The sequence below is a fragment of the Kutzneria sp. CA-103260 genome (assembly GCF_018263855.1).
Classification (GTDB): domain Bacteria; phylum Actinomycetota; class Actinomycetes; order Mycobacteriales; family Pseudonocardiaceae; genus Kutzneria.
Window position 1 is genome coordinate 6,643,789 of record NZ_CP073318.1, and the last position, 26,300, is coordinate 6,670,088.

Consider the following 26,300-nt stretch of genomic DNA (forward strand, 5'->3'; position numbering starts at 1 on the left):
AATCACCCTTCCGGCAGTGCGTCCAAACGCGCGGTGACCCGCGCGATGTCGGCGACGGCAGCCTCCCGGCGCGCCTTGATCTTGTCCACGACCTGCGCCGGGGCCTTGTCGACGAAGGCCTGATTGTTCAGCTTGCCGTCGCACTGGGCCAGTTCTTTTTGCGCCGCGGCCAGGTCCTTGGCCAGCCGCTTGCGCTCGGCGGCCACGTCGATCGTGCCCGAGGTGTCCAGCTCGACCAGCACGCCACCGACCTCCAGCGAGGCGCTGGCGGCGAAGCCGTCGGCCGGGTCCTCCAGGCGGGCGATGGTCCGGATCGAGGCCAGCTGGCCGGCGATGTCGGCTTCGTCCACACCGGACAGTCGGGCCGGCACCTTCTGGCCCGGCTTGAGGCCCTGGTCGGCGCGGAACCGCCGGACCTCGGTGACCAGCCGCTGCACGGTGTCGATGCGCCGCGCGGCAACGGAATCGGCCTCAGCGCCGGAGGCCGTCGGCCAGTCGGCGATCATCAGCGACTCGCCGCCGGTCAGCTCGGTCCACAGCGTCTCGGTGATGAACGGGATCACCGGGTGCAGCAGGCGCAGCAGCGTGTCCAGCACGTGCCCGAGCACCGCCCGGGTCGCCTCGGCCCGCTCGCCGCCCTCGGCGATCTGCACCTTGGCCAGCTCCAGGTACCAGTCGCAGTACTCGTCCCAGGTGAAGTGGTAGAGCGCCTCGCACAACTTGGCGAACTCGTAGCGCTCGAACAGTTCGTCCACTTCGGACACGACCTGGTCGGCGCGGTCCAGGATCCACCGGTCGGCGTCGGTCAGCCGGTCCCGGGCCGGCACCGGCACGGCCGTGGTCGCGCCGTTGAGCAGCGCGAACCGGCTGGCGTTCCACAGCTTCGTGCAGAAGTTGCGGGAGCCGCCGGCCCACTCCTCGGCCAGCGCCATGTCGGCACCCGGGTTGGCCCCGCGGGCCAGGGTGAACCGGGCCGCGTCGGCGCCGTAGGCGTCCAGCCACTTCAGCGGGTCGATCACGTTGCCGCGGGACTTGGACATCTTCTTGCCGTTGGCGTCGCGGATCAGGCCGTGCAGGTACACGTGGTCGAACGGCTGCGCGCCGTCCATCGCGTACAGGCCGAACATCATCATCCGGGCGACCCAGAAGAACAGGATGTCGTAGCCGGTGGACAGCACCGTGGTCGGATAGAACTTGGCCAGGTCGGCGGTCCGCTCCGGCCAGCCCAGCGTGGACATCGGCCACAGGCCCGAGGAGAACCAGGTGTCCAGCACGTCCTCGTCCTGGTGCCAGCCCTCGCCGGTCGGCGGCTGCTCGTCCGGGCCGACGCACACGACCTCGCCGTCCGGGCCGTACCAGACCGGGATCCGGTGGCCCCACCACAGCTGCCGCGAGATGCACCAGTCGTGCAGGTTGTCGACCCAGTCGAAGTACCGCTTGGCCAGCTCCGGCGGATGGACCGTGGTGCGGCCGTCGCGCACGGCGTCGCCGGCCGCCTTGGCCAGCGGCCCGACGTTGACGAACCACTGCAGCGACAGCCGCGGCTCGACCACCGTGTCGCAGCGCGAGCAGTGGCCGACCGAGTGCAGGTACGGCCGCTTCTCCGCGACGATCCGGCCCAGCTCGCGCAGCGCCGCCACCACCGCGGGCCGCGCCTCGAACCGGTCCAGCCCCTCGAACGGGCCGGCGGTGGTGATCACGCCGCGGGCGTCCATCACCGTCAGGGACGGCAGCGAGTGCCGCTGGCCGATCTCGAAGTCGTTCGGGTCGTGGGCCGGCGTCACCTTCACCGCGCCGGTGCCGAACGACGGGTCCACGTGCTCGTCGGCCACGACCGGGATGCGGCGGCCGGTCAGCGGCAGCTCCACCTCGGTGCCGACCAGGTGCTTGTAGCGCTCGTCGTCCGGGTGCACCGCGACCGCGGTATCGCCCAGCATGGTCTCGGCCCGGGTCGTCGCCACCACGATCGAGGCGGCGCCGTCGCCGTAGCGGATCGAGACCAGCTCGCCCTCGTCCTCGGAGTGCTCCACCTCGATGTCCGACAGCGCCGTCAGGCAGCGCGGGCACCAGTTGATGATCCGCTCGGCCCGGTAGGCCAGGCCGTCGTCGAACAGCTTCTTGAACATGGTCTGCACGGCCCGCGACAGCGGCTCGTCCATGGTGAAGCGCTCGCGGCTCCAGTCCACGCTGTCGCCCAGCCGGCGCATCTGGTCCAGGATCTTGCCGCCGTACTCGGTCTTCCACTCCCAGACCCGCTCGACGAACTTCTCGCGGCCCAGGTCGTGCCGGGACAGGCCCTCGCCGGCCAGCTGCCGCTCCACCACGTTCTGGGTGGCGATGCCGGCGTGGTCCATGCCCGGCAGCCACAGGGCCTCGTAGCCCTGCATGCGGCGGCGGCGGGTCAGCGCGTCCATCACGGTGTGGTTGAGGGCGTGGCCCATGTGCAGGCTGCCGGTGACGTTGGGCGGCGGCAGCACGATGCAGAACGGCGGCTTGTCGCTGGCCGGGTCCGCGGCGAAGTAGCCGCTGTCTACCCACCGCTGGTACAGCCCCTGCTCTACCTCCGCCGGATTCCAGGCGGTCGGGAGATCGGTGGTGTACTGCTGCGGAAGGGTCTCGGTCACGCGAAGAGTCTACGGAGCCCCGAGCGCACCCAACCAATGGGTGACATGCCGGTTGTTAGAGTGCTCGCGCCGAAACGGGGGGAACCGTGGACGACATCGAGAACCATCCCGATCTGACCGACCAGAAATGGCTGCGCGGGGCCGAGAGACGGGCCCGCCGGGCCGCTCGCCGCGCCCGGCGCCGACCCGGCCCGCGGTGGAGCCGGCTGGTCATTCCCGGGGTGCTGGTCCTGTTCTGCGGCGCGCTGATCGTGTTCTACCGGGTCGGCACGGTGCAGCTGCCGGAGTCGGCGCCCACCACCGGCGCGGCCCCCACCAGCGCCCATCCCGACCCGACCAGCGCCGAGGCCACCGGGCACGTCGACCTGACCCGGCCGTTCGCCACCACGCCGGCCGCCGACTGGCCGACCGAGGTCCCGGTGCCGATCGCCAAAGCGACCGGTCGGTTCAGCGCCGCCCAGGTCGACGCCGCCTATCGCGCCGTGCAGAAGACCACCACCGAGGCCCGGCTGGATCCCGAGGTCACCGTCCGCCACGACAACGGCCCGTACCTGGCGACGCTGACGCCCGGCGTCAAGCTGCCCGACCCCGGCAGCCGGATCACCAAGATCGCCGACGGCTACCAGCTGCTGCCGGTGCCGCCCCGGGTGTCCGGCGGCATGACCAGCTCCGTCGACGAGCACGGCGACCTGGTCGTGCACGCCAACTTCGTCTACGCCTACGCGTTCCAGCCGCCCGCGCACCTGGCCCCCTCGACCCCGTGGGACATCGTGTCCGTGATCCACGAGAACGCCGACTACGCGATCGTCGACGGCAAGCCGTGGCCGTCGACCGAGAAGTCGTACTTCTACTCGATCAACTGCGACCTGACGCTGCAGCAGGGGCTGCTGGCCCCGCAGTACTCCGGCCGCGGCGGCGCGGCGCCCGACGCCGAGCCCCCGCAGGCCTACTACGACCCCAAGCACACGGTGGACATCCCCAAGGTCGGCTGCTGACCCGCCTGGCCTCTCGTTACCCGCGGGCGGACAATGGAGGCATGACGCGCAGGCCTCCGCAGCAGGACGTCGACGAGAGCAAGATCAAGGTCGGCGAGCCGAAAACGTACGCGGCCGGGGTGAAGGGCGTGCTGGTGTCGCTCCAGCACGGCTGGGACCAGATGGGCGCGACCCGCAGCGTGCGCACCCTGCGCCTGCTCAACCAGCGGGAGGGCTTCGACTGTCCGGGCTGCGCGTGGCCGGAGGCCCAGGGGCACCGCAAGATGGCCGAGTTCTGCGAGAACGGGGCCAAGGCGGTCGCCGAGGAGGCCACCACCCGGCGGGTCCAGCCGGAGTTCTTCGTCGAGCACTCCGTCGCCGAGCTGGCCGAGAAGACCGACTACTGGCTGGGCCAGCAGGGCCGGCTGACCCACCCGATGGTGCTGCGCGAGGGCGCCAGCCACTACGAGCCGATCTCCTGGGGCAACGCGTTCGAGCTGGTCGCCAGCAAGCTGCGGGGCCTGGCCGACCCCAACGAGGCGATCTTCTACACCTCCGGCCGCACCAGCAACGAGGCCGCCTTCAGCTACCAACTGCTGGCCCGCGCGCTGGGCACCAACAACCTGCCGGACTGCTCCAACATGTGCCACGAGTCGTCCGGCTCGGCGCTGGTGCAGACCATCGGCATCGGCAAGGGCTCGGTCAGCCTGGCCGATGTCACCAATGCCGACCTGCTGCTGGTCGTCGGCCAGAACCCCGGCACCAACCACCCGCGGATGCTGTCCGCGCTGGAGGAGGCCAAGGGCAACGGCGCCACCATCGTCGCCGTCAATCCGCTGCCCGAGGCCGGCCTGATGCGGTTCAAGAACCCGCAGAACGTGCGTGGCGTGGTCGGCCAGGGCACTCCGCTGGCCGACGAGTTCTGCCAGATCCGGCTCGGCGGCGACCTGGCCTTCTTCCGCGCGCTAGGACACCTCGTGCTGGCCGCCGAGGACGCCGCCCCGGGCACGGTCCTGGACCGGGAGTTCATCGAGTCGTCCACGCACGGCTTCGAGGAGTGGGCCGCCGACATCCGTCAGCTGGACTGGGACGAGGTCGACGCCGCCACCGGCCTGTCGCGGGAGCAGATCGCTCACGTGGCCCGACTTCTGGTGGAGTCCAAGCGGACCATCATCTGCTGGGCCATGGGCCTGACCCAGCACAAGCAGTCCGTGCCGACCATCCGCGAGCTCGTCAACGTTCTGTTGCTGCGCGGCATGATCGGCAAGCCCGGGGCCGGCGTGTGCCCCGTTCGCGGCCACTCCAACGTGCAGGGCGACCGCACCATGGGCATCTACGAGAAGCCCGCCGAGAAGTTTCTGTCCGCTTTGGACACCGAGTTCGGCATCACCTCGCCGCGGGCCCACGGCTACGACACCGTCGAGGCCATCGAGGCCATGCGGGACGGCAAGGCCAAGGTTTTCTTCGCCGTCGGCGGCAACTTCGTGTCCGCCACGCCCGACACCGAGGTCACCATGCGGGCCCTGCGGTCCATGGACCTCACCGTGCACGTGTCCACCAAGCTCAACATGTCGCACGTCGTTCCCGGCAAGATGGCCCTGATCCTGCCCACCCTCGGCCGCACCGAACGCGACGAGCAGGCCGGCGGCACCCAGTTCGTCACCGTCGAGGACTCCATGTCCTGCGTGCACCGCTCCCGCGGCCGTCTCGCCCCCGCCAGTTCCTCGCTGCTGTCCGAGGTCGCCATCGTCTCCCGGCTCGCCCGGGCCGTCTTCGGCGACGACCACGTCGTGCCGTGGGCCTCCTTCGAGGCCGACTACAACGTCGTCCGCGACCACATTTCCCGTGTCGTGCCTGGATGTTCCGACTACAACACCCGGGTCCGCCAGCCCGACGGCTTCATCCTGCCGCACCCGCCCCGGGATACCCGGTCCTTCCCCACCACCACCGGCAAGGCCAACTTCACCGTCAACCCCGTGCAGCTCATCCAGGTGCCCGCCGGCCGTCTCATCCTGCAGACCCTGCGCAGCCACGACCAGTACAACACCACCATCTACGGCCTCGACGACCGCTACCGTGGTGTCCACGACGGTCGCCGGGTCGTGTTCGTCAACCCCGCCGACCTCTCCTCCCTCGGCATCACCGACGGCTCCATGGTCGACATGATCAGCGAATGGCCCTCCCCCTCCGGCGTCGTCGAACGCCGCGTCAAGCTCTTCCGCGTCATCGCCTACCCCACCGCCCCCGGCTGCGCCGCCGCCTACTTCCCCGAGGCCAACGCCCTGGTGCCGCTGGAGTCCACCGCCGAGACGTCCAACACCCCCACCTCCAAGGCCGTCATCATCCGCCTCGAACGCAGCTGACCCCAGCCCTGGATGTTCGCGCCGCGCTGACTCTTTTCCCGGTCAGCGCGGCGTTTTCTGTCTCCCGCGACCCTTCGCCCTGATCTCCAACCACCGTTTTCCGTCCACTCTTCCCTTCTGCCCCCTGCATCGCTTTTTTCCTATGCCTCCAGGTTTCTCTTCCAGCCTCTACTCCCCTTCCCCTGCGACCCCGTTCCCCTTCCCTTCCAGTCCCTCTTCCCTTCCCCTGCGGCCCTACTTCGTTTCCCTTCCAGCCCTTGCTTCACCTTCCGCTCCGACACCGCTTCCCGTCTCTCCCAACCCACGCTCCACCTTCCGCCCCTTCCCTCCCTCCGATCTCCCTGTCCTGCCCTCCGCCTCACCTTCCCCTTTCCGCCCCTTCACCTCTCCCCCGTCCGTCGTCCGTCCTCAACAGACAAAAGGGCCGGGGCGTTCGCACGCCCCGGCCCTTTCCGTTTTCCGTTGTCAGCTCTGGAAGAGCTGCACCACCTTGACGAACAGCTGGTACAGGCCGTAGGCGAAGGGCAGCCCGACCCACAGCCAGGCGATCACCATGAGCGTGCTGCGGTTCACTTCGCGTCCACCTCCTGCGCGGCCGGCTCGTCCACGGTGGCCACCGGCTCGTGGAACTTGCTGTCGACCGGCTTGATCAGCTCGTTGGCCACGAAGCCGACGATCAGCAGGCCGATCATGATGTAGAAGGACAGCGAGTACAGCGCCGGGCCGGAGCGGCCGGCGGCGTGCTGGGCGTCGGCGATGCCGTCGATGATCAGCGGCCCGGCCACGCCGGCCACCGACCACGCGGTCAGCAGTCGGCCGTGGATGGCGCCGACCTGGTACGTGCCGAACAGGTCACGCAGGTAGGCCGGCACGGTGGCGAACCCGCCGCCGTAGAAGGACAGGATCAGCATCGCGGCCAGCACGAACACGAGCTTCGACGAGCCGCCGGCCAGCACCAGCACCAGGTACAGCAGCGCGCCGACACCCAGGTAGATGCGGTACATGTTCTTCCGGCCGATGGCGTCCGAAGTGGACGACCAGACGAACCGGCCCAGCATGTTGGTCAGCGACAGCAGCGCGACAAAGCCGGCCGCGGGAGCCGGGCTCACCTTGAAGAAGTCGACGATCATCGGCGACGCCTTCTCCAGGATGCCGATGCCGGCGGTCACGTTCAGGCACAGCACCAGCCACAGCAGCCAGAACTGCGGAGTCTTGATCGCGTTGGACGCCGAGACGTTGTTCTTGGTGATCAGCTTGTGCGAGGTGGCCATCGACGGGTCCCAGCCGGCCGGCTTCCAACCGTCCGCCGGCACCCGCACCAGGAAGACACCCAGCGCCATGAAGATCGCGTACACCACGCCGTGCACCGCGAACGTCTCCGCGATGCCCGAGGTGGAGGTGCCGAAACCGGCCAACATGGCAGTCGACCAGGGTGATGCGATCAACGCTCCGCCGCCGAAGCCCATGATCGCGACACCGGTGGCCATGCCGGGCCGATCCGGGAACCACTTGATCAGTGTGGACACCGGCGAGATGTAGCCGATGCCGAGACCGATGCCGCCGACGAAGCCGTAGCCGACGACCACCAGCCAGAACTGCGACGTCGCCACGCCGAGCGCGGCGATCAGGAACCCAGCGCCGAACGCGACGGATGCCACCGCCATCGCCCACCGAGGTCCGTTGCGTTCGACGAGTGTGCCGCCGAAGGCCGCCGACAGGCCGAGCATGACGATCGCCACCTGGAACGGCAGGCCGCTCTCCACCCCGTTGAGGTGTAGCGCCTTCTCCAGCGGCGTCTTGAACACGCTCCACGCGTAGGCCTGTCCGATCGACAGGTGCACGGCCAGCGCCGAGGGGGGCACGAGCCAGCGGCTCCATCCCTCGGGCGCGATCGTGCGCGAGCGATCAAGGACCCCGAGTCCCATCTCCACTGCCCTCCCAGATAGTTGAGAATGGAACCTATTGGGATCAGGTGTGACTCGGCACGACCGAGTGGCCCACGTAACGACGAACGGCAGCAGTGACGCGCCGAACGGAATGAAGCGAAGACTTACGAAACGAGGTGGTTCCGTAATGGGAAGGGTGACGGTCCGACGGCCGGTACTCAAGCTCTCCCACCAGGGCGAACGCCATCGGCCGGATGCACTAGCCGCCGAAGAACCACTCGAATTGCGTATTGACGGAAAAGCACTCGCGGTGACGATGCGCACGCCCGGCAACGACGTGGAACTGGCCCACGGCTTTCTGCTCACCGAAGGCGTGATCGGCGGCCGCGAGGACATCTCGGCGGCCCGCTACTGCTCCGGAACCGGTCCAGACGGCCGTAATACGTACAATGTGCTCGATATCTCACTTGCGCCCGGCGTCGCTCCGCCCGAGGTCGGCGTGGAGCGCAACTTCTACACGACCTCCTCCTGCGGCGTCTGCGGCAAGGCGGCCCTCGACGCCGTCAAGCTCCGCACCCGCTACCTGCCCGCCGACGACGACTGCGGCGTGCCCGTCGAGGTGCTCACCACGCTGCCCGACAAGTTGCGGGCCGCGCAGAAGGTCTTCGACTCCACCGGCGGCCTGCACGGCGCCGGCTTGTTCACCGCCGACGGCAAGCTGCTCGTCGCGCGCGAGGACGTCGGCCGGCACAACGCCGTCGACAAGGTGATGGGCTGGGCCGTGCAGTCCGGTCTGGTCCCGCTGCGCGGCTGCGTGCTGATGGTCTCTGGCCGGGCGTCGTTCGAACTCGTGCAGAAGGCCGCCATGGCCGGCGTCCCCGTGCTCGCTGCCGTCTCCGCCCCGTCGTCGTTGGCCGCCGAGCTCGCCGACGAACAGGGCATGACCCTCATCGGCTTCCTCCGCGGCGAGTCGATGAACGTCTACACCGGAGCGCAGCGCGTGCTCCGCTGACCCGACCACCGATCCGCCACCACGCCGCCGACAACGAGCACTTCAACGAAGACCACGACCCCGCGCGCAAACCGGCCCCACAGCGCTATCCGTCCGGTCGACGGAATCGGTCGTGTCGACCACACAGCGGAAACTGGTTGTGAACTGAGTTCACAGGCAGTCCGGGGTGTGTCGGCGGTGACAAGCTCGAACGTCACATCGGACCGGACCGGGCCGCTGACTAGGGTTGGACCATGAGCACACACTTCGACGTCGTGGTGGTGGGGGCCGGCCCCGGCGGGTACGTCGCGGCGATCCGGGCGGCCCAGCTCGGGCTGCGAACGGCGATCATCGAGGACCGGTACTGGGGCGGCGTCTGCCTGAACGTGGGCTGCATCCCGTCCAAGGCACTGCTGCGCAACGCCGAACTGGCGCACCTGCTGACCGGCGAGGCCGAGGCGTTCGGCATCCACGCCGAGGGCGGCATCACGTTCGACTACGGCGCCGCGTTCCAGCGCAGCCGCAAGGTCGCCGACGGCCGGGTCAAGGGCGTCCACTTCCTGATGAAGAAGAACAAGATCCAGCAGTTCTTCGGCTGGGGCACGTTCACCGACGCCAACACGATCCAGGTCGCGCTCACCGACGGCGGCCAGGAGACGGTCACGTTCGACCACTGCATCCTGGCGACCGGCGCGACCACCCGGCTGCTGCCCGGCACCAAGCTGTCCGAGCGGGTCGTCACCTACGAGGAGCAGATCCTCAGCGTCAAGCTGCCCGGCAGCATCGTCATCGCCGGCGCGGGCGCGATCGGCGTCGAGTTCGCGTACGTCATGCACGGCTACGGCGTCGACGTCACGATCGTCGAGTTCCTGGACCGTCCGGTCCCGCTCGAAGACGAGGAGGTCTCGGCCGAGCTGGCCAAGCGCTACCGCAAGCTCGGCATCAAGGTGCTCACCTCGACCCGGGTCGACGCGATCGACGACTCCGGCGAGAAGGTCCGGGTCACCGTCACCAAGGACGGCCAGCAGCAGGTGCTGGAGGCCGACAAGGTGCTGCAGGCGATCGGCTTCCAGCCGCGGACCCAGGGCTACGGCCTGGAGAACACCGGCGTCCGGCTGACCGAGCGCGGCGCCGTCGACATCGACGCCCGCGGTCGCACGAGCGTGCCGCACATCTTCGCCATCGGCGACGTCACCGCCAAGCTGATGCTGGCCCATGCCGCCGAGTCCATGGGCATCGTCGCGGCCGAGACGATCGCCGGCGCGGAGACCATGGAGCTCGACTTCGTGATGATCCCTCGGGCCACGTTCTGCCAGCCGCAGATCGCCAGCTTCGGCTACACCCAGAAGCAGGCCGAGGAGCGGGGCTTTGACGTCAAGGTGGCCAAGTTCCCGTTCACCGCGAACGGCAAGGCGCACGGCCTCGGCGAGCCCGGCGGCTTCGTGAAGATCATCGCCGACGCGAAGTACGGCGAGCTGCTGGGCGCGCACATGATCGGCCCCGAGGTGACCGAACTGCTGCCCGAGCTGACGCTGGCTCAGCAGTGGGACCTGACCGTCAACGAGGTCGCGCGCAACGTGCATGCGCACCCGACGCTGAGCGAGGCCGTCAAGGAGGCCATCCACGGCCTGGCCGGCCACATGATCAACTTCTGACCCGTGGCGAAGGGCCCGCGCACCGGACTCCCGGTGAGCGGGCCTTCACCTTGTCCGCCGCTGCCCAGCCCACGATGGCTGGGCACCACCGGCCGCGCGGGTCAGGGCCGGCTTCCAGGGCGATTGCCGCCGGCGGAAAGACGAATTCGCCTGGCGGCCGAGGGGCCACCAGGCGAATTGGTCGAGGAATCAGGCCGACTTCTCGCGGCGTTCGCGGCGGCTGGGCTGCCGGGCGACGATAGTCGGGTTGACGTTCTCCCGGACGGTCTGCTCGGTGATGACCACCTTGGCGACGTCGCTGCGGCTGGGGATGTCGTACATCACCGGCTGCAGCACCTCCTCCATGATGGCACGCAGGCCACGGGCGCCGGTGCCGCGCAGGATCGCCTGGTCGGCGACCGCTTCGAGGGCGGTCTTGGTGAACTCCAGCTCCACGCCGTCCATCTCGAACAGCTTCTGGTACTGCTTCACCATCGCGTTGCGCGGCTCGGTGAGGATCTTGACCAGGGACGGCTTGTCCAGGTTGGTCACGCTGGCCACGACGGGCAGGCGGCCGATGAACTCGGGGATCAGGCCGAACTTGATCAGGTCCTCGGGCATGGTGTCGCCGAAGATGTCGGACGACTCCATCTCGGCCTTGGTGCGGATCTCGGCGCCGAAGCCGAGGCTGCGCTTGCCGACCCGGTCCTGGATGATGCGCTCCAGCCCGGCGAACGCGCCGGCCACGATGAACAGCACGTTCGTCGTGTCGATCTGGATGAACTCCTGGTGCGGGTGCTTGCGGCCGCCCTGCGGCGGCACGCTGGCGGTGGTGCCCTCGAGGATCTTCAGCAGCGCCTGCTGCACGCCCTCGCCGGAGACGTCCCGCGTGATCGACGGGTTTTCACTCTTCCGAGCGATTTTGTCGACCTCGTCGATGTAGATGATGCCGGTCTCGGCCCGCTTGACGTCGTAGTCGGCGGCCTGGATCAGCTTGAGCAGGATGTTCTCGACGTCCTCGCCGACGTAGCCGGCCTCGGTGAGCGCGGTGGCGTCGGCGATGGCGAACGGCACGTTGAGCAGCTTGGCCAGGGTCTGGGCGAGGTAGGTCTTGCCGCAGCCGGTGGGCCCGAGCATCAGGATGTTGGACTTGGCCAGTTCGACGCCGTCGTCCCGACCGTCGCGGTTGCGATCGCCGGCCTGGATCCGCTTGTAGTGGTTGTACACCGCCACCGACAGCGTGCGCTTGGCATCGTTCTGACCGATCACGTACTGGTCGAGGAAGTCGTGGATCTCGGCCGGCTTGGGCAGCTCGTCCAGCTTGACGTCGCCCGCCTCGGCCAGTTCCTCCTCGATGATCTCGTTGCAGAGGTCGATGCATTCATCGCAGATATACACGCCTGGACCGGCGATGAGCTTCTTCACCTGCTTCTGGCTCTTCCCGCAGAAGGAGCACTTCAGCAGGTCTCCGCCGTCACCGATACGCGCCATGACCGCTGACCTCTGTCCCCTCCGGTGGACCGACTGCCGCCGGCTCACCTGGCTGTCACGATGGCCCGACCCACTCGGGTGGGTCGCGCACGTTCTCCACGACGGTACCCGCCCGCGATGGCGAGCGGGAGGACCAGCGTGCCCCGACCGTGTCGAACCAGGCGATTACTAGCCGGATTCGGCGTGTCGGCCGGGGACGCGGCCCCGGTTTTCAGCTCTGCGCGGACAGCTTCCGGTACGGCAGCACCTCGTCGACGATGCCGTAGGCCCGGGCCTCCTCGGCGGTGAGGATCTTGTCGCGGTCGATGTCGGCGGCGATCTCGTCCGGCGTCTTGTTGGTGTGCCGGGCCAGCGTGGTCTCCAGGGCGCGGCGCACTCGCTGGATCTCGTTGGCCTGGATCTCCAGGTCGGACACCTGGCCGTAGACGCCCTCGGTGGCCGGCTGGTGGATCATGATCCGGGAGTTGGGCAGCGCGCGGCGCTTGCCAGGGGAGCCGGCGGCGAGCAGCACGGCGGCGGCCGAGGCGGCCTGACCGAGGCAGACGGTGGCGATGTCGGGACGCACGTACTGCATGGTGTCGTAGATCGCCATCAGCGAGGTGAACGAGCCGCCGGGCGAGTTGATGTACATGATGATGTCGCGGTCGGGGTCGACCGACTCCAGGTACAGCAGCTGCGCCATCACGTCGTTGGCGGACGCGTCGTCGATCTGCACGCCGAGGAAGATGATGCGCTCCTCGAACAGCTTGTTGTAGGGGTTGGACTCCTTGACCCCGTAGCTGGTGCGCTCGACGAACGACGGCAGCACGTAGCGGGACTGGAGTGGCTGGTACTGGCTCACTGATGACTCCTGGCGTCGCTTGTCGCTTGGTCGAGCTGGCGGGTCGGGGGCCGTTTCCCGGCGGCCGGCCCGCGGCTGGCTTGTTTCCGACTTTAACGAACGCGGGCGACGCCGACGTATCGACGCCGCCCGCGTTCGCTCAGGGCGTCACTCCTGCTCGGCTGCCTCGTCGGCGGTCTCGGCCGCGGCCGGCGCGCCGAACAGTTCGTCCAGGTCGATGGTGTTGCCGCCGGCGTCGGTGACCGTGGCCTGACGGACGACGGAGGCCAGGGCCTTGCCGCGGCGCACGTCGGCGAAGATGGCGCCGAGCTGGCCGGCCTGCTGGGCCCGCTGCACGTACTCGTCGGGGCTGATGCCGAAGCGCTGGGCCTGGTAGACGATGCGCTCGGACAGCTCGGCGTCGTTGACCTGGACCTTCTCGGCGTCGGCGACGGCGTCGAGCACGAGCTGGGTCTTCACGGCCTGCTCGGCGGCGGTGCGCAGCTCGGCGTCGAACTCCTCCGGGGTCTGCCCCTGCTCCTTGAGCCACTCGTTGAAGCGGTCGTCGTCGTGGTCGAAGGCGTGCACCGCGTCGTGCTTGCGGGTCTCGACCTCGGCGGCGACGACGGCCTCGGGCAGCGGCACCTCGGTGACCTCGAGCAGGGCCTCGAGAACCTTGTCCCGGGCCTGCACGCCCTGCTGCATCTTGTTGACGCGGCCGAGACGCTCGCGCAGGTCGGCCTTGAGCTCGTCGAGGGTGTCGAACTCGCTGGCCAGCTGGGCGAACTCGTCGTCGGCCTCGGGCAGCTCGCGCTTCTTGATGTTCTCGACCTTGACGCTGACCTCGGCGTCGCGGCCCTCGTACTCGCCGGCGACGAGCTTGGTGGTGAAGGTCTTGGTCTCGCCCGAGTTGGCGCCGATCAGGGCGTCATCGATGCCCTCGACGAGCTGTCCGGAGCCGATCTCGTAGGACAGGCCGGTGGTGCGGGCCTCCTCGACCTCTTCGCCGTCGACGGTCGCGGACAGGTCGACGGTGACGAAGTCGCCGTTCTCGGCCGGCCGGTCGACGCCGGTCAGCGTGCCGAAGCGGGCCCGCAGCTCGTCGAGCTGCTTGTCGACGTCCTCGTCGGAGGTCTCGATGTCGTCGACGCTGACGGCGAGCTCGCCGAACGCCGGCACCGTGATCTCGGGGCGGATGTCGACCTCGGCGGTGAAGGCCAGGTGGTCGCCGTCCTCGATCTTGGTGACCTCGATGTCGGGCCGGCCGAGGGCGCGGACCTCGCCCGCGTTGACGGCCTCCATGTACTTCGCCGGGATGGCCTCGTTGACGACCTCGTCGAGGACGGGCGCGCGGCCGATGCGCGACTCCAGCACGCGCGGCGGCACCTTGCCCTGGCGGAAGCCGGGGATGCGGACCTGGCCGGCGAGCTTGCGGTAGGCGCGGTCGAAGTTCGGCTTCAGCTCGTCGAACGGCACCTCGACGTTGATCCGGACCCTGGTCGGGCTCAGCTGCTCGACGGTGCTCTTCAACGTGGTCTCCTCGTACGAACAAATACGTGCACAGACGTCCCGGCCGCACAGGTCGCCCGGGATTGGATGCCTAAGTCTAGGTCGCCCCCCAACCACCCCAGCCCCGACCCCCACGCCACCCGACAACGAGGTCGAGGCCCGCACCAGCGAACCACCGACGCACGGAGGTCGACAGTGCGTAGGCCACAGGCCACACCCGGGACCTCAGAGGGGGCGTAGGCCGAAGGCCACGCCCCCGGGGGTCCAGGGGGCGGAGCCCTCCTGGCTCGGGGTCTGGGGCGGGAGCCCCAGAAAACACCCCCGCCGATAACGGCGAAGGGGACGCCGAAGGCGTCCCCTGAGCACAGCTCACCCAATCGTCGGGGTGGCGGGATTTGAACCCACGGCCCCTCGCTCCCAAAGCGAGTGCGCTACCAAACTGCGCCACACCCCGTTCGCGCCGTCTTGGTGATGGCGCGTGCATGAGAGTAGCGCGACCCGCTAAGCTCCCGCATGCACCCGGGTGGTTGGGGTGCGTGCGGGTGTAGCTCAATGGCAGAGCCCCAGCCTTCCAAGCTGGTCATGCGGGTTCGATTCCCGTCACCCGCTCTTTTTTGTGCCCGAAATGTGTCGAGCGCCACATCATCTGGTGGTGAGGACGAGGGCGGTGGCGTCGTCTCGGTAGCCGTCGTCGGTTTCGCGGGCCGCGGCGACGAGGGCGTCGGCGAGGGTCTCGGGGTTGTCCTGGTGTTCGCGGGTGAGGGCTTCGAGTTCGTCGTGGGGCACGGTGTCGAGGCCGTCGCTGAGCAGGATCACGAGTTCGTCGGTGGGGGCCGAGGTGACGGCGACGTTGGTGACGGTGGCGCTGGCGAGGGTGACTCGGACCCAGCTGTCGTGCAGGGGCGCGAGGTCGGCGACGCCGCCGCCGCGGAGGTAGGCGCCCATGGTGTGGGGGTCGGTGCGCCGGTGGAGGGCGGTGCCGTCCCAGGTGTAGGCGTGGGAGTCGCCGACCCAGGCGAGGTGGGTGGGCCGTCCGGGCACGGTGAGGGCGAGCACGATGACGCCGTCGGGTATGTGGGGGTGGATGCCGGGGTCTTCGACGAGCGCGGCGGCGGCGAGCACGCCGGCGAGGGCGCCTTTGGTGGCGCCGATGCGTACGGCGCTGTCGGCTAACAGGCGCATGGTGGCGGCGCCGGCGGGGTCGTTGCCGATGCCGTCGACGATGGCGGCGACGGCGACTCCGGTGGACGCCTGGAAGAGGGCGGCGGCGTCCATGTTTTGGTCGCGGACGCCGCGCCGGGTGGCGGTGGCGGCGCGGCGGCCGTGGGTCAGCTGGTGTGTGGTGGCCAACCTCGGCCTCGCTTCCGTGAATGAGAACTGGCGGCGTCCCCGGGGTGTTCGGGAACGCCGCCAGCGTGGTTCAGCGCAGGCCGACGAGTTCCATGGCCCGCTTGAGGGTGGCGTCGGCGACTTCGGCGGCCTTGGCGGCGCCGTCGGCGAGCACCTGGTCGAGGTAGCCGGTCTCGTTGTGGATCTCGGTGAACCGGGCCTGGATGGGTCCGATCTTGTCGAGCACGAGTTCGGCGAGGTCCTTCTTGAGGGTGCCGTAGCCGTTGCCGTCGAACTGGTCGAGGGTCTGCTCGCGGCTGGCCCCGGACAGGGCTTCGTGCAGCACGAGCAGGTTGTCGACGCCGGGCGAGAGGTTCTCGCGGTCGACGGCGGTGCCGGCGTCGGTGACGGCCCGCATGATGGCCTTGCGGATCTTCTTGGGGTCGTCGAGCAGGCCGATGGCGTGGCCTTCGGTGGTCTCGGCCTTGCTCTTGCTCATCTTGGCGGTCGGGTCGTCCAGGCCCATGATGCGGGCGCCGCTCTTGCGGATCAGCGCGTCGGGAACACGGAAGCATTCACCGAACATCGAATTGAACCGGTTGGCGATGTCCCGGGTGAGTTCGACGTGCTGACGCTGGTCGTCGCCGACCGGCACGAAATTGGCCTGGTAGAGGAGAATGTCCGCGGCCATCAGCGCCGGATAGGTGAACAGGCCCGCGCTCGGGTTTGCGCCCTGGGACTTGGACTTGTACTGGGTCATGCGCTCCAGCCAGCTGACCGGGGTGACGCAGTCGAAGATCCAGCCGAGGGTGGCGTGCGCGGGCACCTTGGACTGCAGGAACAGCACGGACCGCTCGGGGTCGAGGCCGCAGGCCAGGTAGAGGGCGACGATCTCACGGATGCGCCGCCGCAGGTCGTCGGCCCTGATCGCCTCGGGAATTGTGAGGGCGTGCAGGTCGGCGATGAAGAAGAAGTTCTCGTACCGGTCCTGCTCCTCGGCCCAGACGCTGAGCGCACCGATGTAGTTGCCGATGGTCAGGTTGCCGGTCGCGGTAATACCGGACAGAACCCTTGGCTTCGCCTGCGCTGCGGCGTCCGTCATCTTTTTCCCTCTATTCAACGGAGCGTTTACGGGTGAATTCTACCCTCCGGATGCCGCGCTAATTCGGCGGACCTGCGACAGTGCGCCGGTCAGCCGGTTAGGGTGGGTTGGTGGCGCACCACCAGCCCGTCGACCGGTTGTCGACCGTCGGGTTCATCCGCAGCGTGTTGTTCGTCGTGAACACAGTCGCGTCGGCCAACCGGCTGTTGGACGTGGTCGCGTTGTTCGAGGCGGATCTGCGGGTGCAGTTGGTGTTCACCACGCCGCCGAACTCGACGGTTACCGACGGCGTGGCCGAGGTGTTCGCGGAGCTGGACGTGCTGGCGATTCCGTGGGAGCAGGCGCTGCTGCGGGACTTCGACCTGGCGGTCACCGCCAACCACAGCGGGGAGTTGCACCGGTTGCGCGCGCCGGTGGTGATCGTTTCTCACGGGGTGGGGTACAGCAAGAAAGCGGCCCAGAGTCCAGAGTCCAGAGTCCAGAGTCCAGCATATGGGCTTTCCCGGGAATGGTTGCTGCACAACGGGAATCTCGTCGCCGACACCCTGGTGTTCGCACACGAGGAGCAGGTCGCCCGACTGGCCGCGACGGTGCCCGAGGCGCTGCCGGCCGCGTATGTCGCCGGCGATCCGTGTTTCGACCGCATCCTCGCCAGCACGGGCCGTCGTCCGATCTACCGTGCGGCGCTGGGATGTGACGACGACACCACGCTGATTGTCGCCAGCTCGACCTGGCGCGCAGGCTCCGCTTTCGGCTCCTGGCCGACGTTTCTGCGTCAGCTCCTGGCCGAACTGCCGCCGGAGGAGTTCCGCGTGGCGGCGGTGCTGCACCCACATGTCTGGCACGGCCACAGTCCGCACCAGATCCGATCCTGGCTGGCCGATTGCGTCCGAGCCGGCCTGATCCTGGTCCCGCCGCTGGAGGGATGGCGGGCGGCTCTCATCGCCGCTGACATCGTCGTGGGCGATCATGGCGCGGTCACCTGCTACGCCGCCGCACTCGACAAACCCGTTGTGCTGGCGGCGTTCGACGAGAACGAGATCGTCGGCGACACCGCCGTGTCCACAATGGTCGAGCTCGCCGACCGACTCGATCGGCACGCTCCACTGCTGCCGCAACTGCGAGCCGCCAACGCGACGTGGCCGGGCGTCCGCGAACTCGTCAGCTCGCGGCCCGGCCAGGCCGCCCACCGACTCCGATCCCTGTTCTACCAACGACTCGATCTGTCCGAACCGGACGGTGGCATCGTCGAGCCGCCGCTTTCCGTGGCCGGCCTGGAGACCGGCACCGGTGTGCAGGCATTCACCGTCACCGCCGAGATTGAGTCGAACGCGACAGTGCGACTACGCCGGCGTCGCACCGACGTACGCCCGACACCCACCGGCCCAGCGCATCTGGTCGTGCACGCCGACCATCCGATCCGCGAACACCGCACCAACGCCGACATCCTCTTCACCGACCGGACCGACAACCTGCCGGCGCTGCTCGCGCAGGCCCCCGGCTGCCGGATCGTGGTGTCCACAACCACCGGCACAGCAACGATTCGCGGTCGTGACCGACCGGTTCGCCTGCACGGCTGCGATCCGCTGCTCGCGGCCTCGGCGTTGTTCGCGGTCAACGGCGAACCACCGGCCGAAATGCGGATCGTCGCCGACGGCCGGGCCTACTCCTGCACGCTGTCGAGCTGATTGCGCAGACTCTCGGCGGCCTTCCGCTGACGCTCGGACCCGTCCTCGGCGAACAGCCGCTCCGCCTCGGCGAATGCCACCCGGGCGGCATCGACCTCGCCGAGCCCGGCCAGCGCGCGACCGAGTTCGAGCTGGCACTTGGCCTTGTTGTCGGTCTCCGTCGTGGGCTGGAAGTGTTGCCACGCGGCCATGATCTCGTCCCGCCCGGCTGCGAACTGGCCCAGCTTCACCAGCGCCCGGCAGCGCTGCAACCGCAGGATCGCAAACTCCCGGGGATCATCGGCGACCGCCCACGCAAGGTCGAAGCAGCGCGACGCCTCCCGAGCGTCACCGCCACGGAGCGCGATCTTGCCCTGCCACTCCAGCGCGCTCTCCTGGCCCTGCCGGTGCCCGATGCGCGCCGCGACGCCGTGCGAGATCCGGAAGCACTCCAGTGCCCGGTCCAGTTCGCCGATGCCCAGATACGCCGACCCGAGCTGAGACGCCATCCGCATCTCCCCCTCGGCGTCCCCACACCGCTGCGCCGCGTTGAGTCCCAGCTCGTGGGTGGTGATCCAGTCCTCGTAGTGGCCGTGCAGGTGATACAGGCCCCACAACGCCTCGCACAGCTGCCACACCAGGTCGTCATGCCCGGCCGCCTCGGTCGACTTGACCGCACCGGCGAGATTCGGCCGCTCACGTTCCAAGCAGGCCAGCGCATCCGCCCGCGCGATCGCCCGCCCAGCGGACAGCTGCCGATACAGCGGCCCGCTGCGCGGACGATCGGACAGCAGCCGGTCAAAAGTGACGGTGTAGTCGAGATACCACTCGGCGATCCGCCGACTCAGCTCGGCCGGCGGCCCGTCGGTCTTGGCCCGCGCATGCGCCTGAGCGAGGTCGTGGAAGCGGCATCGCTCGTCCTCGACGGTCAGCAAACCCACGTGGGCCAACGATTCCAGCGCGTCGTCGGCGTCGTCGGGATCGCCGCCGATCAGGTGCGCGGCCAGCGCGATGTCGAAATCGGCCCCGGGATGCCAGGCCAGCGCCCGATACGCGGCGGCCGCCGCACTGTCGAGACTGCCATAGGCGATGTCGAGATGGGCGACGAGCCGCTGCTTGGCATCGTCGCCGAGAGCGTTCCAGCCACGCTCGGCGACCCGCCGCAGGAACCGGGCCCGCTTGCCGTCGGACCCGCCGATCAGCTGGCACGCCATCAACTCGATCGCGGCCGGAAAGCCTCCCGCGGCCCGAACGATGATCTCCGACTCCTCGGCCGTGAGCTCGATGTCGTGCCGCGCGAGCAGTTCACCGAGCAACCGGTGCGCGTACTCCGTCGCCAGCGGCGGCACGGGGACATAGCCGAAGTCCGGGCCGAGATCCTGCAGCAGCCATCGACTCGTCACCAGAACCGCGCAGCCCGCGCCGGTCGGGCGGAAGTAGGCCACCTGGGCCGCGTTGATGACGTCGTCGAGCACGAGCATCATCTTCTTGTCGGAGCCGAAATCGCGCAGTTGGGCGGCCCGCCCGTCGGCCGTCGGCGCGATGTCGTCGGGCTCAAGACCGACCGCCCTCAACACGACGCCCAGCGCCTCGCCGGCCGATTCACGCTCGTCACGCTCCGGATTGGACAGCTTGAGGAAATGCACGCCGTCCGGATATTCGGTCGCATGGCGGCCGGCCCACATGGTGGCCGCACCGGTGGTGCCGACGCCGCCGGGACCGTGAAAGCAGATCAAGGTGGGTTCGCCTGCGGCGACGGCGCGGGCCCGGCGCTTGTCGGCCTCCCTGTGCACGCCATCGCGGTTGACGAAACACACCGGCGGCCGTGGCGCGGCCAGGCCGACAGCCAGCCGCTCACTGGCGGCCCGCAGGATCACCCGGTCGATGGTCTCGGCCTGGATGACCGTTCCGGAGAGATCGCCCGACGCCTGGTTCGCCACGCCCGGAGACTACCGACGATCAAGGACGGCTAGGCCGGCCTCGACCGGTATTCACCCGCCACGACGAGCGCGAACAGCGCGATGGTGATGACGTGCACGCTGGTGCACCACTCGCAGATCTTGCCGATCACGACGAGTTCGACGGCGACCAGGTAGACGACGAAGAGCAGGCCCACGCCGACACCGGCCAGGCGCAGCCAGCGGACCGCCGGCAGCTCGGAGCGCCAGGCCCACGGGCTGGTCAGCACCACCATCGGCACGAAGTAGACCAGGCCGAGCACGGCGACCGGGATGCCGAGGATCACCGACTGCGGGCTGGAAGTCACCTGCGCGCAGTTGACCACCGAGTTGGCCTGGCAGACCAGGGTGGCGTTGTCGGTGTAGTGGCTGATCGTCATGTAGATCGCCACCGCGAGCCCGGCCAGCGACAGCACCAGTGTGCTGACGACCAGCCACCTCGGGTAGACGCTCGTCGACTCCGACGCCTGGGTGCCTGCGGACATGGTCGCAGGATACGTGGATCAGGCCGGTGCGGTCAGACCGTACGCCCGGCAGCAGTTGCCGGCGGCGAAGTTGACGGCGAAGGCCTCCGCGTCGGCGGTGGTCATCACGTCGTCGGCGAGCCAGTCGTCGATGAGCCGGCCGAGCGCCCGCCGCCACAGGGTCGCGCCGAGATGGTGCAGCTCGGGCAGGCCGTAGCCGTCGGAGGAGAAGCAGACCGAGCCGAACGGCGCCAGCTCCAGGAGCTCGGCCAGCACGCTGCCGGCCCGGTCACCCACATAGGGGATGGCCAGGCCGACGTCCACGAGCACGTGCGGGAACACGTGCGCGAGGTAGCCGGCGTGCCGGTGGAACGGCCAGGTGTGCAGCAACGCGATCGTGGCGCCGGTCGACTTGGTGGCGTGCAGGAAGTCGCCGAGCAGGGCCGGGTCGGCGCGATGCAGCCGGAGGTCGTCGTCGCCGAAGCCGGTGTGCAGTTGGAGCGGAACGTGCAACTCGGCGCTGAGCCGGGCACCGAGGTGAACGAGCCAGGCCAGCAGAATCGGATCATCTATCCGTCCGCCGCCCCAGCGCAGCCACGCGCTCGCGGCGGCGGCGACCTCGACGTCGGTCGGCGGCTCGGCCGGCAGCTCCAGACCGGTGCGGTACGCGACGACGCTTTTCAGCCCGACGGCGCCGGCCCCGATTCCGTCGCGAAGCTCGTTTTCGACGAAATCGAGGAAGTCGACGGCGGACACGTCGTCGACGGCGACGCGCTCGGCGACGGACTCCAGGCGGAGGACCTCGAAAGCGGCGCCGCCGGCAATGTCGGCGAAATCCACCGGTTCGGTCAGCGGCAGGTCGGCGACACCGGTCAGACCGGTGTCCAGCAGCCAGGACCGCACGCCGGCCGAGCCGAGCAGCTGGGCGCTGACCCGACGCCAGCCCCATTCGGCACGGCGTTCCAGGTAGTCGTCGACGGAGCAGTGCGCCGGCAGTTCGAGCCACGGCGCGCACCAGCGGCGGAGCGCGACTCCGACCATCGAGTCGAAGTTCGTCGCGAACGAGGATTCCGTCAGCAATCCAGCAAACCGTGCGCGGTCCAGGTCGCCGGCGACAACGCCGTGACAGTGCTGATCGACGAGAACGAGGTCGTCGGTCACCACCGTCACCACCGCCAACGGGTGAGCTGGGCCAACTCGGCCGGCGGCGTGTCGGCGAACCGGTCGGCCTCGGCGCGGCGGACGGTCAGCACGCTGTCGTGCAGCACCTCGCCCATCGCCGCGGCGAGCACCTTCGACGACGCGAAAGCGTTTGCGGCGGCCAGCGCCGACTCCGGCAGCCGTGCCACGCCGGCCGCGGTTCGGACGCTTTCGTCCATCGCGGCCGGGTCGCCGGCGATCGGCGGCGGCAGTCGCAGCCCGTCGTCGACGCCGGCGAGACCGGCGGCGATGACCGAGCCGACGACGAGATACGGGTTCGCCGTCGCGTCGAAGCACTTCACCTCGGCGTTCGCCGCCGTGTCGCCGGTCCCGGTGACGCCGGTGATGAACCGGATCGCCGCCTCACGGGTCTCCCGTCCCCACGCCTGCCACACGCCGGCCCACCGCGACGGTTCGGCGCGCAGGAAACTGGCCGGATTGCCGGCGCCGACCGCGACGAGCGCCGGCAGCTCGCGCAGCACACCGGCCAGGAACGCCTCGCCGACCGGTGGCAGCCCGAACGGCCCGCCGCCACCGCTGAACTGGTCGACAACAGAAAGGTGCAGATGCGCTCCGCTGCCGACGCTGCCGGGCGTGAGCGTCGGGGCGAAGCTGGCCAACCAGCCGTGCAGATGGCTGACTCGCCTGATCGTGTGGCGGACCAGCACGACATCGTCGGCGGCGCCGACCGGGTCGTTGTGCTCGACCGACACCTCCAGTTGTGCGGCGGCGTACTCGGGATGGAACTGCTCGACGCCGACATCCTGCGCGCGCAGGGTCGCCAGCAGCTCGCGGGCGTAGTCGGCGACCTGCTCCAGGCGGATCGCGCCGTAGGCCGGGCCGTGGAAAACCGGCTCGCCGGACTCGGTCACCAGCGCCCATTCCGTCTCGAACGCCATGCGCAGGTCCAGCCCGCGCGCCGCGGCCGCCGCCACCTGGGCCGTCGCGAACGCCCGCTGGCACCCCTCGAACCGGTCGCCCTCCTGGTGGAACTTGTCGGCCGGCGCCCACGCCCAACCGGTCTGGCCAGCCAGCGGCACGATCCGGGCCAGGTCCGGCACCAGTCGGAGATCGCCGTCGGGACCGCCGAGGAACCGGCCCTGCACCAGCACGTCGTCGAAACAGAACGTCTCGAAGCAGGGCGACACCCCGACGCCGACCCGAGCGGCGGCGGCCAGTTTCGGCAGCGGCACCGTCTTCACCCGCGCAATGCCGGCGTTGTCCACGAAGGACAGCGCGACCACCTCGACGTCTTGGGCTCGCAACCGCTCCACAAGTGGATCGGCCTCGGGAACATCCGCCGGAATCGTCGCGCTGGTCGCCATGAACGAGTAGTACTCCGGACCGCTGCCGGGACACCAGTCCCCACGTGGTGCCGCAGGTCGTCTGACAGACCAGCGCCCAGGCGGTAGCGTTTGCGGCCGTGACGTGGCCAAGCGGTGGATCGGGCTACGGGGACAACCAGGCCGGTGGGCCGGACTACCCCGGGCCGCAGGGAACTCCCGGACAGCAGCAACAACAGCCGTACGGCCAGCAGCACAGCTACCCCGGCTACACCTATGGCCAGCAGCAGCCGCAGTACCCCGGCTACCAACAGCAGCAGCCGTACCAGTCCAGCTACGGCGGCTTCGGCGTTTACCAGCAGCCGCCCCAGGGCAAGCCGCCGCGCAACCGCCGCACGTTGACGATCGTGTTGGCGCTGGCCGGTGTGCTCGTGCTGGCCGGCATCGGGACCACGGTCGTGCTGCTCACCCGCAACGGCCAGCAGCAGGCCGGCAACCAGACGCAGCAGGCCACCGCGCCGGCGACCACGTCCGCGCTCAAGCCGCAGGACCCGCGGGTGCCGGGCTGGCAGGTCGCCGTGTCCAACCGGCGCAACGTCGCCTACGACATCCCGAAGACCCAGTGGACCAGGAAGGACTCGGACGACATCGTCAGCCTCGGTCCGTCCGACGGGGACTTCGTCACCGGCACCGGCGCGGCGTCCTACCTGCCGGGTTTCTGCGGCGGCAAGCCCGGCTCGGTGCGGGCCGGCACCGCCGTGACCGCGAGTGACACCGAGGGCCCCGACAAGTCCGCGCCGGACATCGCCCAGCACTGGGCGGCCGTGGCCTACAAGTCCGCGGACGCGAGCCAGCCCACGGACGTGAAGGTGGAGCCGTCGCAGCAGATCAAGATCGCCGACGGCAAGGTGAACGCCACCCTGGCGATCGCCGACGTCGCGATCCCGGCGTCGGCCGATCCGTGCGTGCCCCGGTCGGCCAAGGTGTACGCGGCCGCCGTGTCCACCTCGGACACCGGCTCGGTGATCCTGGTGCTGTTCGCCGATCAGGGCGTGCCGAACGCGCTGTCCGACGACGACGCCAAGAAGATCATGACGAGCATGCGGCCCGCCGGCTGATCGCCGACGGGCCGCACCGGCCTCGAATCAGCCCCGGACCAGACCGACCACGTGGGCCACGGCCTCGTCCACCGGCACGTCGCCACGCTCGCCGGACACCCGGTCCTTGACCTCGACGACGCCGCTGGCCAGGCCCCGGCCGACCACGACGATGGTCGGCACGCCGATCAGCTCGGCGTCGGCGAACTTCACGCCCGGCGACGCGGTCCGGTCGTCCAGCAGCACCTCGACGCCGGCGGCGGCGAGCTCGCCGGCGAGCTTCTCGGCGCCCGCGCGCACCGTGTCGTCCTTGCCGGCGATGACCACGTGCACGTCGGCCGGGGCGACGACGCGGGGCCAGGTCAGGCCGCGGTCGTCGAAGTACTGCTCGGCGATCACGGCGACCAGGCGGGACACGCCGATGCCGTAGGAGCCCATGGTGATCCGGATCGGCTTGCTGTCCGGGCCCAGCGCGTCCAGGCCGAACGCGTCCGCGTACTTGCGGCCCAGCTGGAACACGTGGCCGATCTCGATGCCCCGGGCCGCGACCAGGGTGCCCTGGCCGTCGGGCGACGGGTCGCCCTCGCGCACCTCGGCCACGTCGATCGTGCCGCTGGGCACGAAGTCACGGCCGGCGACCAGATCCATCACGTGGCGGCCGGGCTGGTCCGCGCCGGTGATCCAACTGGTGCCGGTGACCACGCGGGGGTCGACCAGGTAGCGCACGCCGTTGTCGAGCAGCGCCTTCGGCCCGATGTAGCCCTTGACCAGGAAGGAGTTCGCGGCGAAGTCGGCGTCCTCCAGCATCGCGACCTCGGCCGGCTCCAGTGCCGCCTCCAGCCGCTTCTGGTCCACCTCGCGGTCGCCGGGCACGCCGATGGCCAGCAGCTCCCACTTGTCCTCGCCGGGACGGCGGGTCTTGAGCAGCACGTTCTTCAGCGTGTCGGCGGCGGTGAACTCACGGCCGAGGCCGGCGTTGTTGAAGAAGTCCACCAGCGTGGCGATGGTCGGCGTGTTGGGCGTGTCGTGGACCTTCGCCTCGGGCTTGCCGTCGATGGCCTGCGCCGGGGGCGCCGTGGTGACGACCGCCTCGACGTTGGCCGCGTAGGTCGACGCGGTGCTGCGGACGAAGGTGTCCTCGCCGGTCTCAGCGACGGCCAGGAACTCCTCGGACGCGGAGCCGCCCATGGCGCCGGAGGTCGCCTTCACCACCACGTACTCGAGGCCGAGGCGGTCGAAGATACGCACGTAGGCGTCGCGGTGCGCCTGGTAGGACCGGGCCTGGCCCTCGTCGTCCAGGTCGAAGGAGTACGAGTCCTTCATCAGGAACTCGCGGCCGCGCAGGATGCCGGCGCGGGGCCGCGCCTCGTCCCGGTACTTGGTCTGGATCTGGTACAGCGTGACCGGGTAGTCCTTGTAGGAGGCGTACTCGCCCTTCACGGTGAGCGTGAACAGCTCCTCGTGGGTGGGGCCGAGCAGGTAGTCGGCACCCTTGCGGTCCTTGAGCCGGAACAGGTTGGGGCCGTACTCGGTCCACCGGTTGGTGGCCTCGTAGGGCTCTCGGGGCAGCAGCGCGGGGAACTGGATCTCCTGCGCGCCGATCGCGTTCATCTCCTCGCGGACGACGGCCTCGATCCGCCGCAGCACGCGCAGCCCCAGCGGCAGCCACGAGTAGCCGCCCGGTGCGACGCGACGGACGTAACCGGCGCGGACCAGCAGCTTGTGGCTGGGCACCTCGGCGTCCGCCGGGTCCTCGCGCAGGGTGCGCAGGAACAACGACGACATCCTCGTGATCACGGCTCTGACTCCTCGTGCGGGGTCGACGAAAGTACAGAGCGTAGAGAACGCACGGGCAGGGTTTCCAACCGGTTACCGGGAACGGCCGGTCAGGGCCGTTCCGCCGATTAC

Annotated in this window: 19 protein-coding genes and 2 tRNA genes; 7 read left to right on the plus strand and 14 right to left on the minus strand. The window is 69.4% G+C overall.

Annotation, left to right across the window (positions count from 1 at the left end; genetic code table 11):
- Positions 1 to 2: 2 nt before the first annotated feature.
- Positions 3 to 2,624 (minus strand): valine--tRNA ligase, encoded by a 2,622-nt coding sequence (locus JJ691_RS29195; RefSeq protein ID WP_211762816.1) that lies wholly within the window; start codon positions 2,622 to 2,624, stop codon positions 3 to 5.
- A gap of 86 nt (positions 2,625 to 2,710) precedes the next feature.
- On the opposite strand from JJ691_RS29195, the gene JJ691_RS29200 reads away from it, so the two are divergent.
- Both JJ691_RS29200 and JJ691_RS29205 read left to right on the plus strand, forming a co-directional pair.
- Positions 2,711 to 3,619 carry a hypothetical protein gene (locus tag JJ691_RS29200; protein WP_211762817.1) on the plus strand — a complete coding sequence of 303 codons (909 nt, stop codon included), beginning with the start codon at positions 2,711 to 2,713 and terminating at the stop codon, positions 3,617 to 3,619.
- 41 nt (positions 3,620 to 3,660) lie between these two features.
- Positions 3,661 to 5,961 (plus strand): FdhF/YdeP family oxidoreductase, encoded by a 2,301-nt coding sequence (locus JJ691_RS29205; RefSeq protein ID WP_211762818.1) that lies wholly within the window; start codon positions 3,661 to 3,663, stop codon positions 5,959 to 5,961.
- A 465-nt stretch (positions 5,962 to 6,426) separates the two neighbouring features.
- On the opposite strand, the gene JJ691_RS53435 is transcribed toward JJ691_RS29205, so the two are convergent.
- Positions 6,427 to 6,534: an MFS transporter small subunit gene (locus JJ691_RS53435; protein ID WP_442912474.1), complete on the minus strand. Its 108-nt coding sequence runs from the start codon at positions 6,532 to 6,534 to the stop codon at positions 6,427 to 6,429.
- Entirely contained in the window at positions 6,531 to 7,886 is a 1,356-nt protein-coding gene (locus JJ691_RS29210) for an L-lactate MFS transporter (protein WP_211762819.1), read from the minus strand. Before JJ691_RS29210 ends, JJ691_RS53435 begins: the two co-directional genes overlap by 4 nt.
- A gap of 148 nt (positions 7,887 to 8,034) precedes the next feature.
- Between JJ691_RS29210 and fdhD the strand changes: the two genes are divergently transcribed.
- Positions 8,035 to 8,859: a formate dehydrogenase accessory sulfurtransferase FdhD gene (gene fdhD / locus JJ691_RS29215; protein WP_211762820.1), complete on the plus strand. Its 825-nt coding sequence runs from the start codon at positions 8,035 to 8,037 to the stop codon at positions 8,857 to 8,859.
- A 233-nt stretch (positions 8,860 to 9,092) separates the two neighbouring features.
- Entirely contained in the window at positions 9,093 to 10,493 is a 1,401-nt protein-coding gene (lpdA, locus tag JJ691_RS29220; RefSeq protein WP_211762821.1) for a dihydrolipoyl dehydrogenase, read from the plus strand.
- Between the two features lie 189 nt (positions 10,494 to 10,682).
- Here lpdA and clpX read toward each other — a convergent pair whose 3' ends face one another.
- The 4 genes from clpX to JJ691_RS29240 all read right to left on the minus strand — a co-directional run bounded on the left by clpX (position 10,683) and on the right by JJ691_RS29240 (position 14,746).
- Positions 10,683 to 11,963: an ATP-dependent Clp protease ATP-binding subunit ClpX gene (gene clpX, locus JJ691_RS29225; RefSeq protein WP_211762822.1), complete on the minus strand. Its 1,281-nt coding sequence runs from the start codon at positions 11,961 to 11,963 to the stop codon at positions 10,683 to 10,685.
- Between the two features lie 211 nt (positions 11,964 to 12,174).
- Positions 12,175 to 12,804 carry an ATP-dependent Clp protease proteolytic subunit gene (locus JJ691_RS29230; RefSeq protein WP_211762823.1) on the minus strand — a complete coding sequence of 210 codons (630 nt, stop codon included), beginning with the start codon at positions 12,802 to 12,804 and terminating at the stop codon, positions 12,175 to 12,177.
- Between the two features lie 147 nt (positions 12,805 to 12,951).
- Positions 12,952 to 14,313, minus strand: coding sequence for a trigger factor (gene tig / locus JJ691_RS29235; protein ID WP_211762824.1), 1,362 nt, complete (start codon positions 14,311 to 14,313; stop codon positions 12,952 to 12,954).
- A 359-nt stretch (positions 14,314 to 14,672) separates the two neighbouring features.
- Positions 14,673 to 14,746: transfer RNA gene (locus JJ691_RS29240), tRNA-Pro, on the minus strand.
- Between the two features lie 84 nt (positions 14,747 to 14,830).
- On the opposite strand from JJ691_RS29240, the gene JJ691_RS29245 reads away from it, so the two are divergent.
- A tRNA-Gly gene (locus tag JJ691_RS29245) sits at positions 14,831 to 14,901 on the plus strand.
- Positions 14,902 to 14,934: 33 nt separating this feature from the next.
- On the opposite strand, the gene JJ691_RS29250 is transcribed toward JJ691_RS29245, so the two are convergent.
- Both JJ691_RS29250 and trpS read right to left on the minus strand, forming a co-directional pair.
- Positions 14,935 to 15,642: a hypothetical protein gene (locus JJ691_RS29250; RefSeq protein WP_211762825.1), complete on the minus strand. Its 708-nt coding sequence runs from the start codon at positions 15,640 to 15,642 to the stop codon at positions 14,935 to 14,937.
- A gap of 70 nt (positions 15,643 to 15,712) precedes the next feature.
- A complete protein-coding gene (gene trpS / locus JJ691_RS29255) occupies positions 15,713 to 16,723 on the minus strand; it encodes a tryptophan--tRNA ligase (protein ID WP_211762826.1) in 1,011 nt (336 codons plus the stop codon).
- A 110-nt stretch (positions 16,724 to 16,833) separates the two neighbouring features.
- On the opposite strand from trpS, the gene JJ691_RS29260 reads away from it, so the two are divergent.
- Positions 16,834 to 18,411 carry a hypothetical protein gene (locus JJ691_RS29260; protein ID WP_211762827.1) on the plus strand — a complete coding sequence of 526 codons (1,578 nt, stop codon included), beginning with the start codon at positions 16,834 to 16,836 and terminating at the stop codon, positions 18,409 to 18,411.
- Here JJ691_RS29260 and JJ691_RS29265 read toward each other — a convergent pair.
- The 4 genes from JJ691_RS29265 to JJ691_RS29280 are packed head-to-tail and all read right to left on the minus strand — an operon-like array spanning position 18,387 to position 23,337.
- Positions 18,387 to 20,330 (minus strand): NB-ARC domain-containing protein, encoded by a 1,944-nt coding sequence (locus JJ691_RS29265; protein ID WP_211762828.1) that lies wholly within the window; start codon positions 20,328 to 20,330, stop codon positions 18,387 to 18,389. The two genes, JJ691_RS29260 and JJ691_RS29265, sit on opposite strands and share 25 nt — an antisense overlap.
- Positions 20,331 to 20,359: 29 nt before the next feature.
- A complete protein-coding gene (locus tag JJ691_RS29270; protein ID WP_211762829.1) occupies positions 20,360 to 20,833 on the minus strand; it encodes a vitamin K epoxide reductase family protein in 474 nt (157 codons plus the stop codon).
- Positions 20,834 to 20,851: 18 nt separating this feature from the next.
- Positions 20,852 to 21,973, minus strand: coding sequence for an amidohydrolase (locus JJ691_RS29275; RefSeq protein WP_211762830.1), 1,122 nt, complete (start codon positions 21,971 to 21,973; stop codon positions 20,852 to 20,854).
- A 5-nt stretch (positions 21,974 to 21,978) separates the two neighbouring features.
- A complete protein-coding gene (locus tag JJ691_RS29280; protein WP_211762831.1) occupies positions 21,979 to 23,337 on the minus strand; it encodes a glutamine synthetase family protein in 1,359 nt (452 codons plus the stop codon).
- A 98-nt stretch (positions 23,338 to 23,435) separates the two neighbouring features.
- Between JJ691_RS29280 and JJ691_RS29285 the strand changes: the two genes are divergently transcribed.
- Positions 23,436 to 24,413 (plus strand): hypothetical protein, encoded by a 978-nt coding sequence (locus JJ691_RS29285; RefSeq protein ID WP_211762832.1) that lies wholly within the window; start codon positions 23,436 to 23,438, stop codon positions 24,411 to 24,413.
- Between the two features lie 27 nt (positions 24,414 to 24,440).
- On the opposite strand, the gene JJ691_RS29290 is transcribed toward JJ691_RS29285, so the two are convergent.
- Positions 24,441 to 26,189 carry a proline--tRNA ligase gene (locus tag JJ691_RS29290; protein ID WP_211762833.1) on the minus strand — a complete coding sequence of 583 codons (1,749 nt, stop codon included), beginning with the start codon at positions 26,187 to 26,189 and terminating at the stop codon, positions 24,441 to 24,443.
- Positions 26,190 to 26,300 lie beyond the last annotated feature (111 nt).

Bases quoted from the DNA above. Each gene is read 5' to 3' on its own strand.
- JJ691_RS29205 (WP_211762818.1), top strand. From the start codon at position 3,661: ATGACGCGCAGGCCTCCGCAGCAGGACGTCGACGAGAGCAAGATCAAG.
- JJ691_RS29210 (WP_211762819.1), bottom strand. From the start codon at position 7,886: ATGGGACTCGGGGTCCTTGATCGCTCGCGCACGATCGCGCCCGAGGGA.
- fdhD (WP_211762820.1), top strand. From the start codon at position 8,035: ATGGGAAGGGTGACGGTCCGACGGCCGGTACTCAAGCTCTCCCACCAG.
- lpdA (WP_211762821.1), top strand. From the start codon at position 9,093: ATGAGCACACACTTCGACGTCGTGGTGGTGGGGGCCGGCCCCGGCGGG.
- clpX (WP_211762822.1), bottom strand. From the start codon at position 11,963: ATGGCGCGTATCGGTGACGGCGGAGACCTGCTGAAGTGCTCCTTCTGC.
- trpS (WP_211762826.1), bottom strand. From the start codon at position 16,723: ATGACGGACGCCGCAGCGCAGGCGAAGCCAAGGGTTCTGTCCGGTATT.
- JJ691_RS29270 (WP_211762829.1), bottom strand. From the start codon at position 20,833: ATGTCCGCAGGCACCCAGGCGTCGGAGTCGACGAGCGTCTACCCGAGG.
- JJ691_RS29280 (WP_211762831.1), bottom strand. From the start codon at position 23,337: ATGGCGACCAGCGCGACGATTCCGGCGGATGTTCCCGAGGCCGATCCA.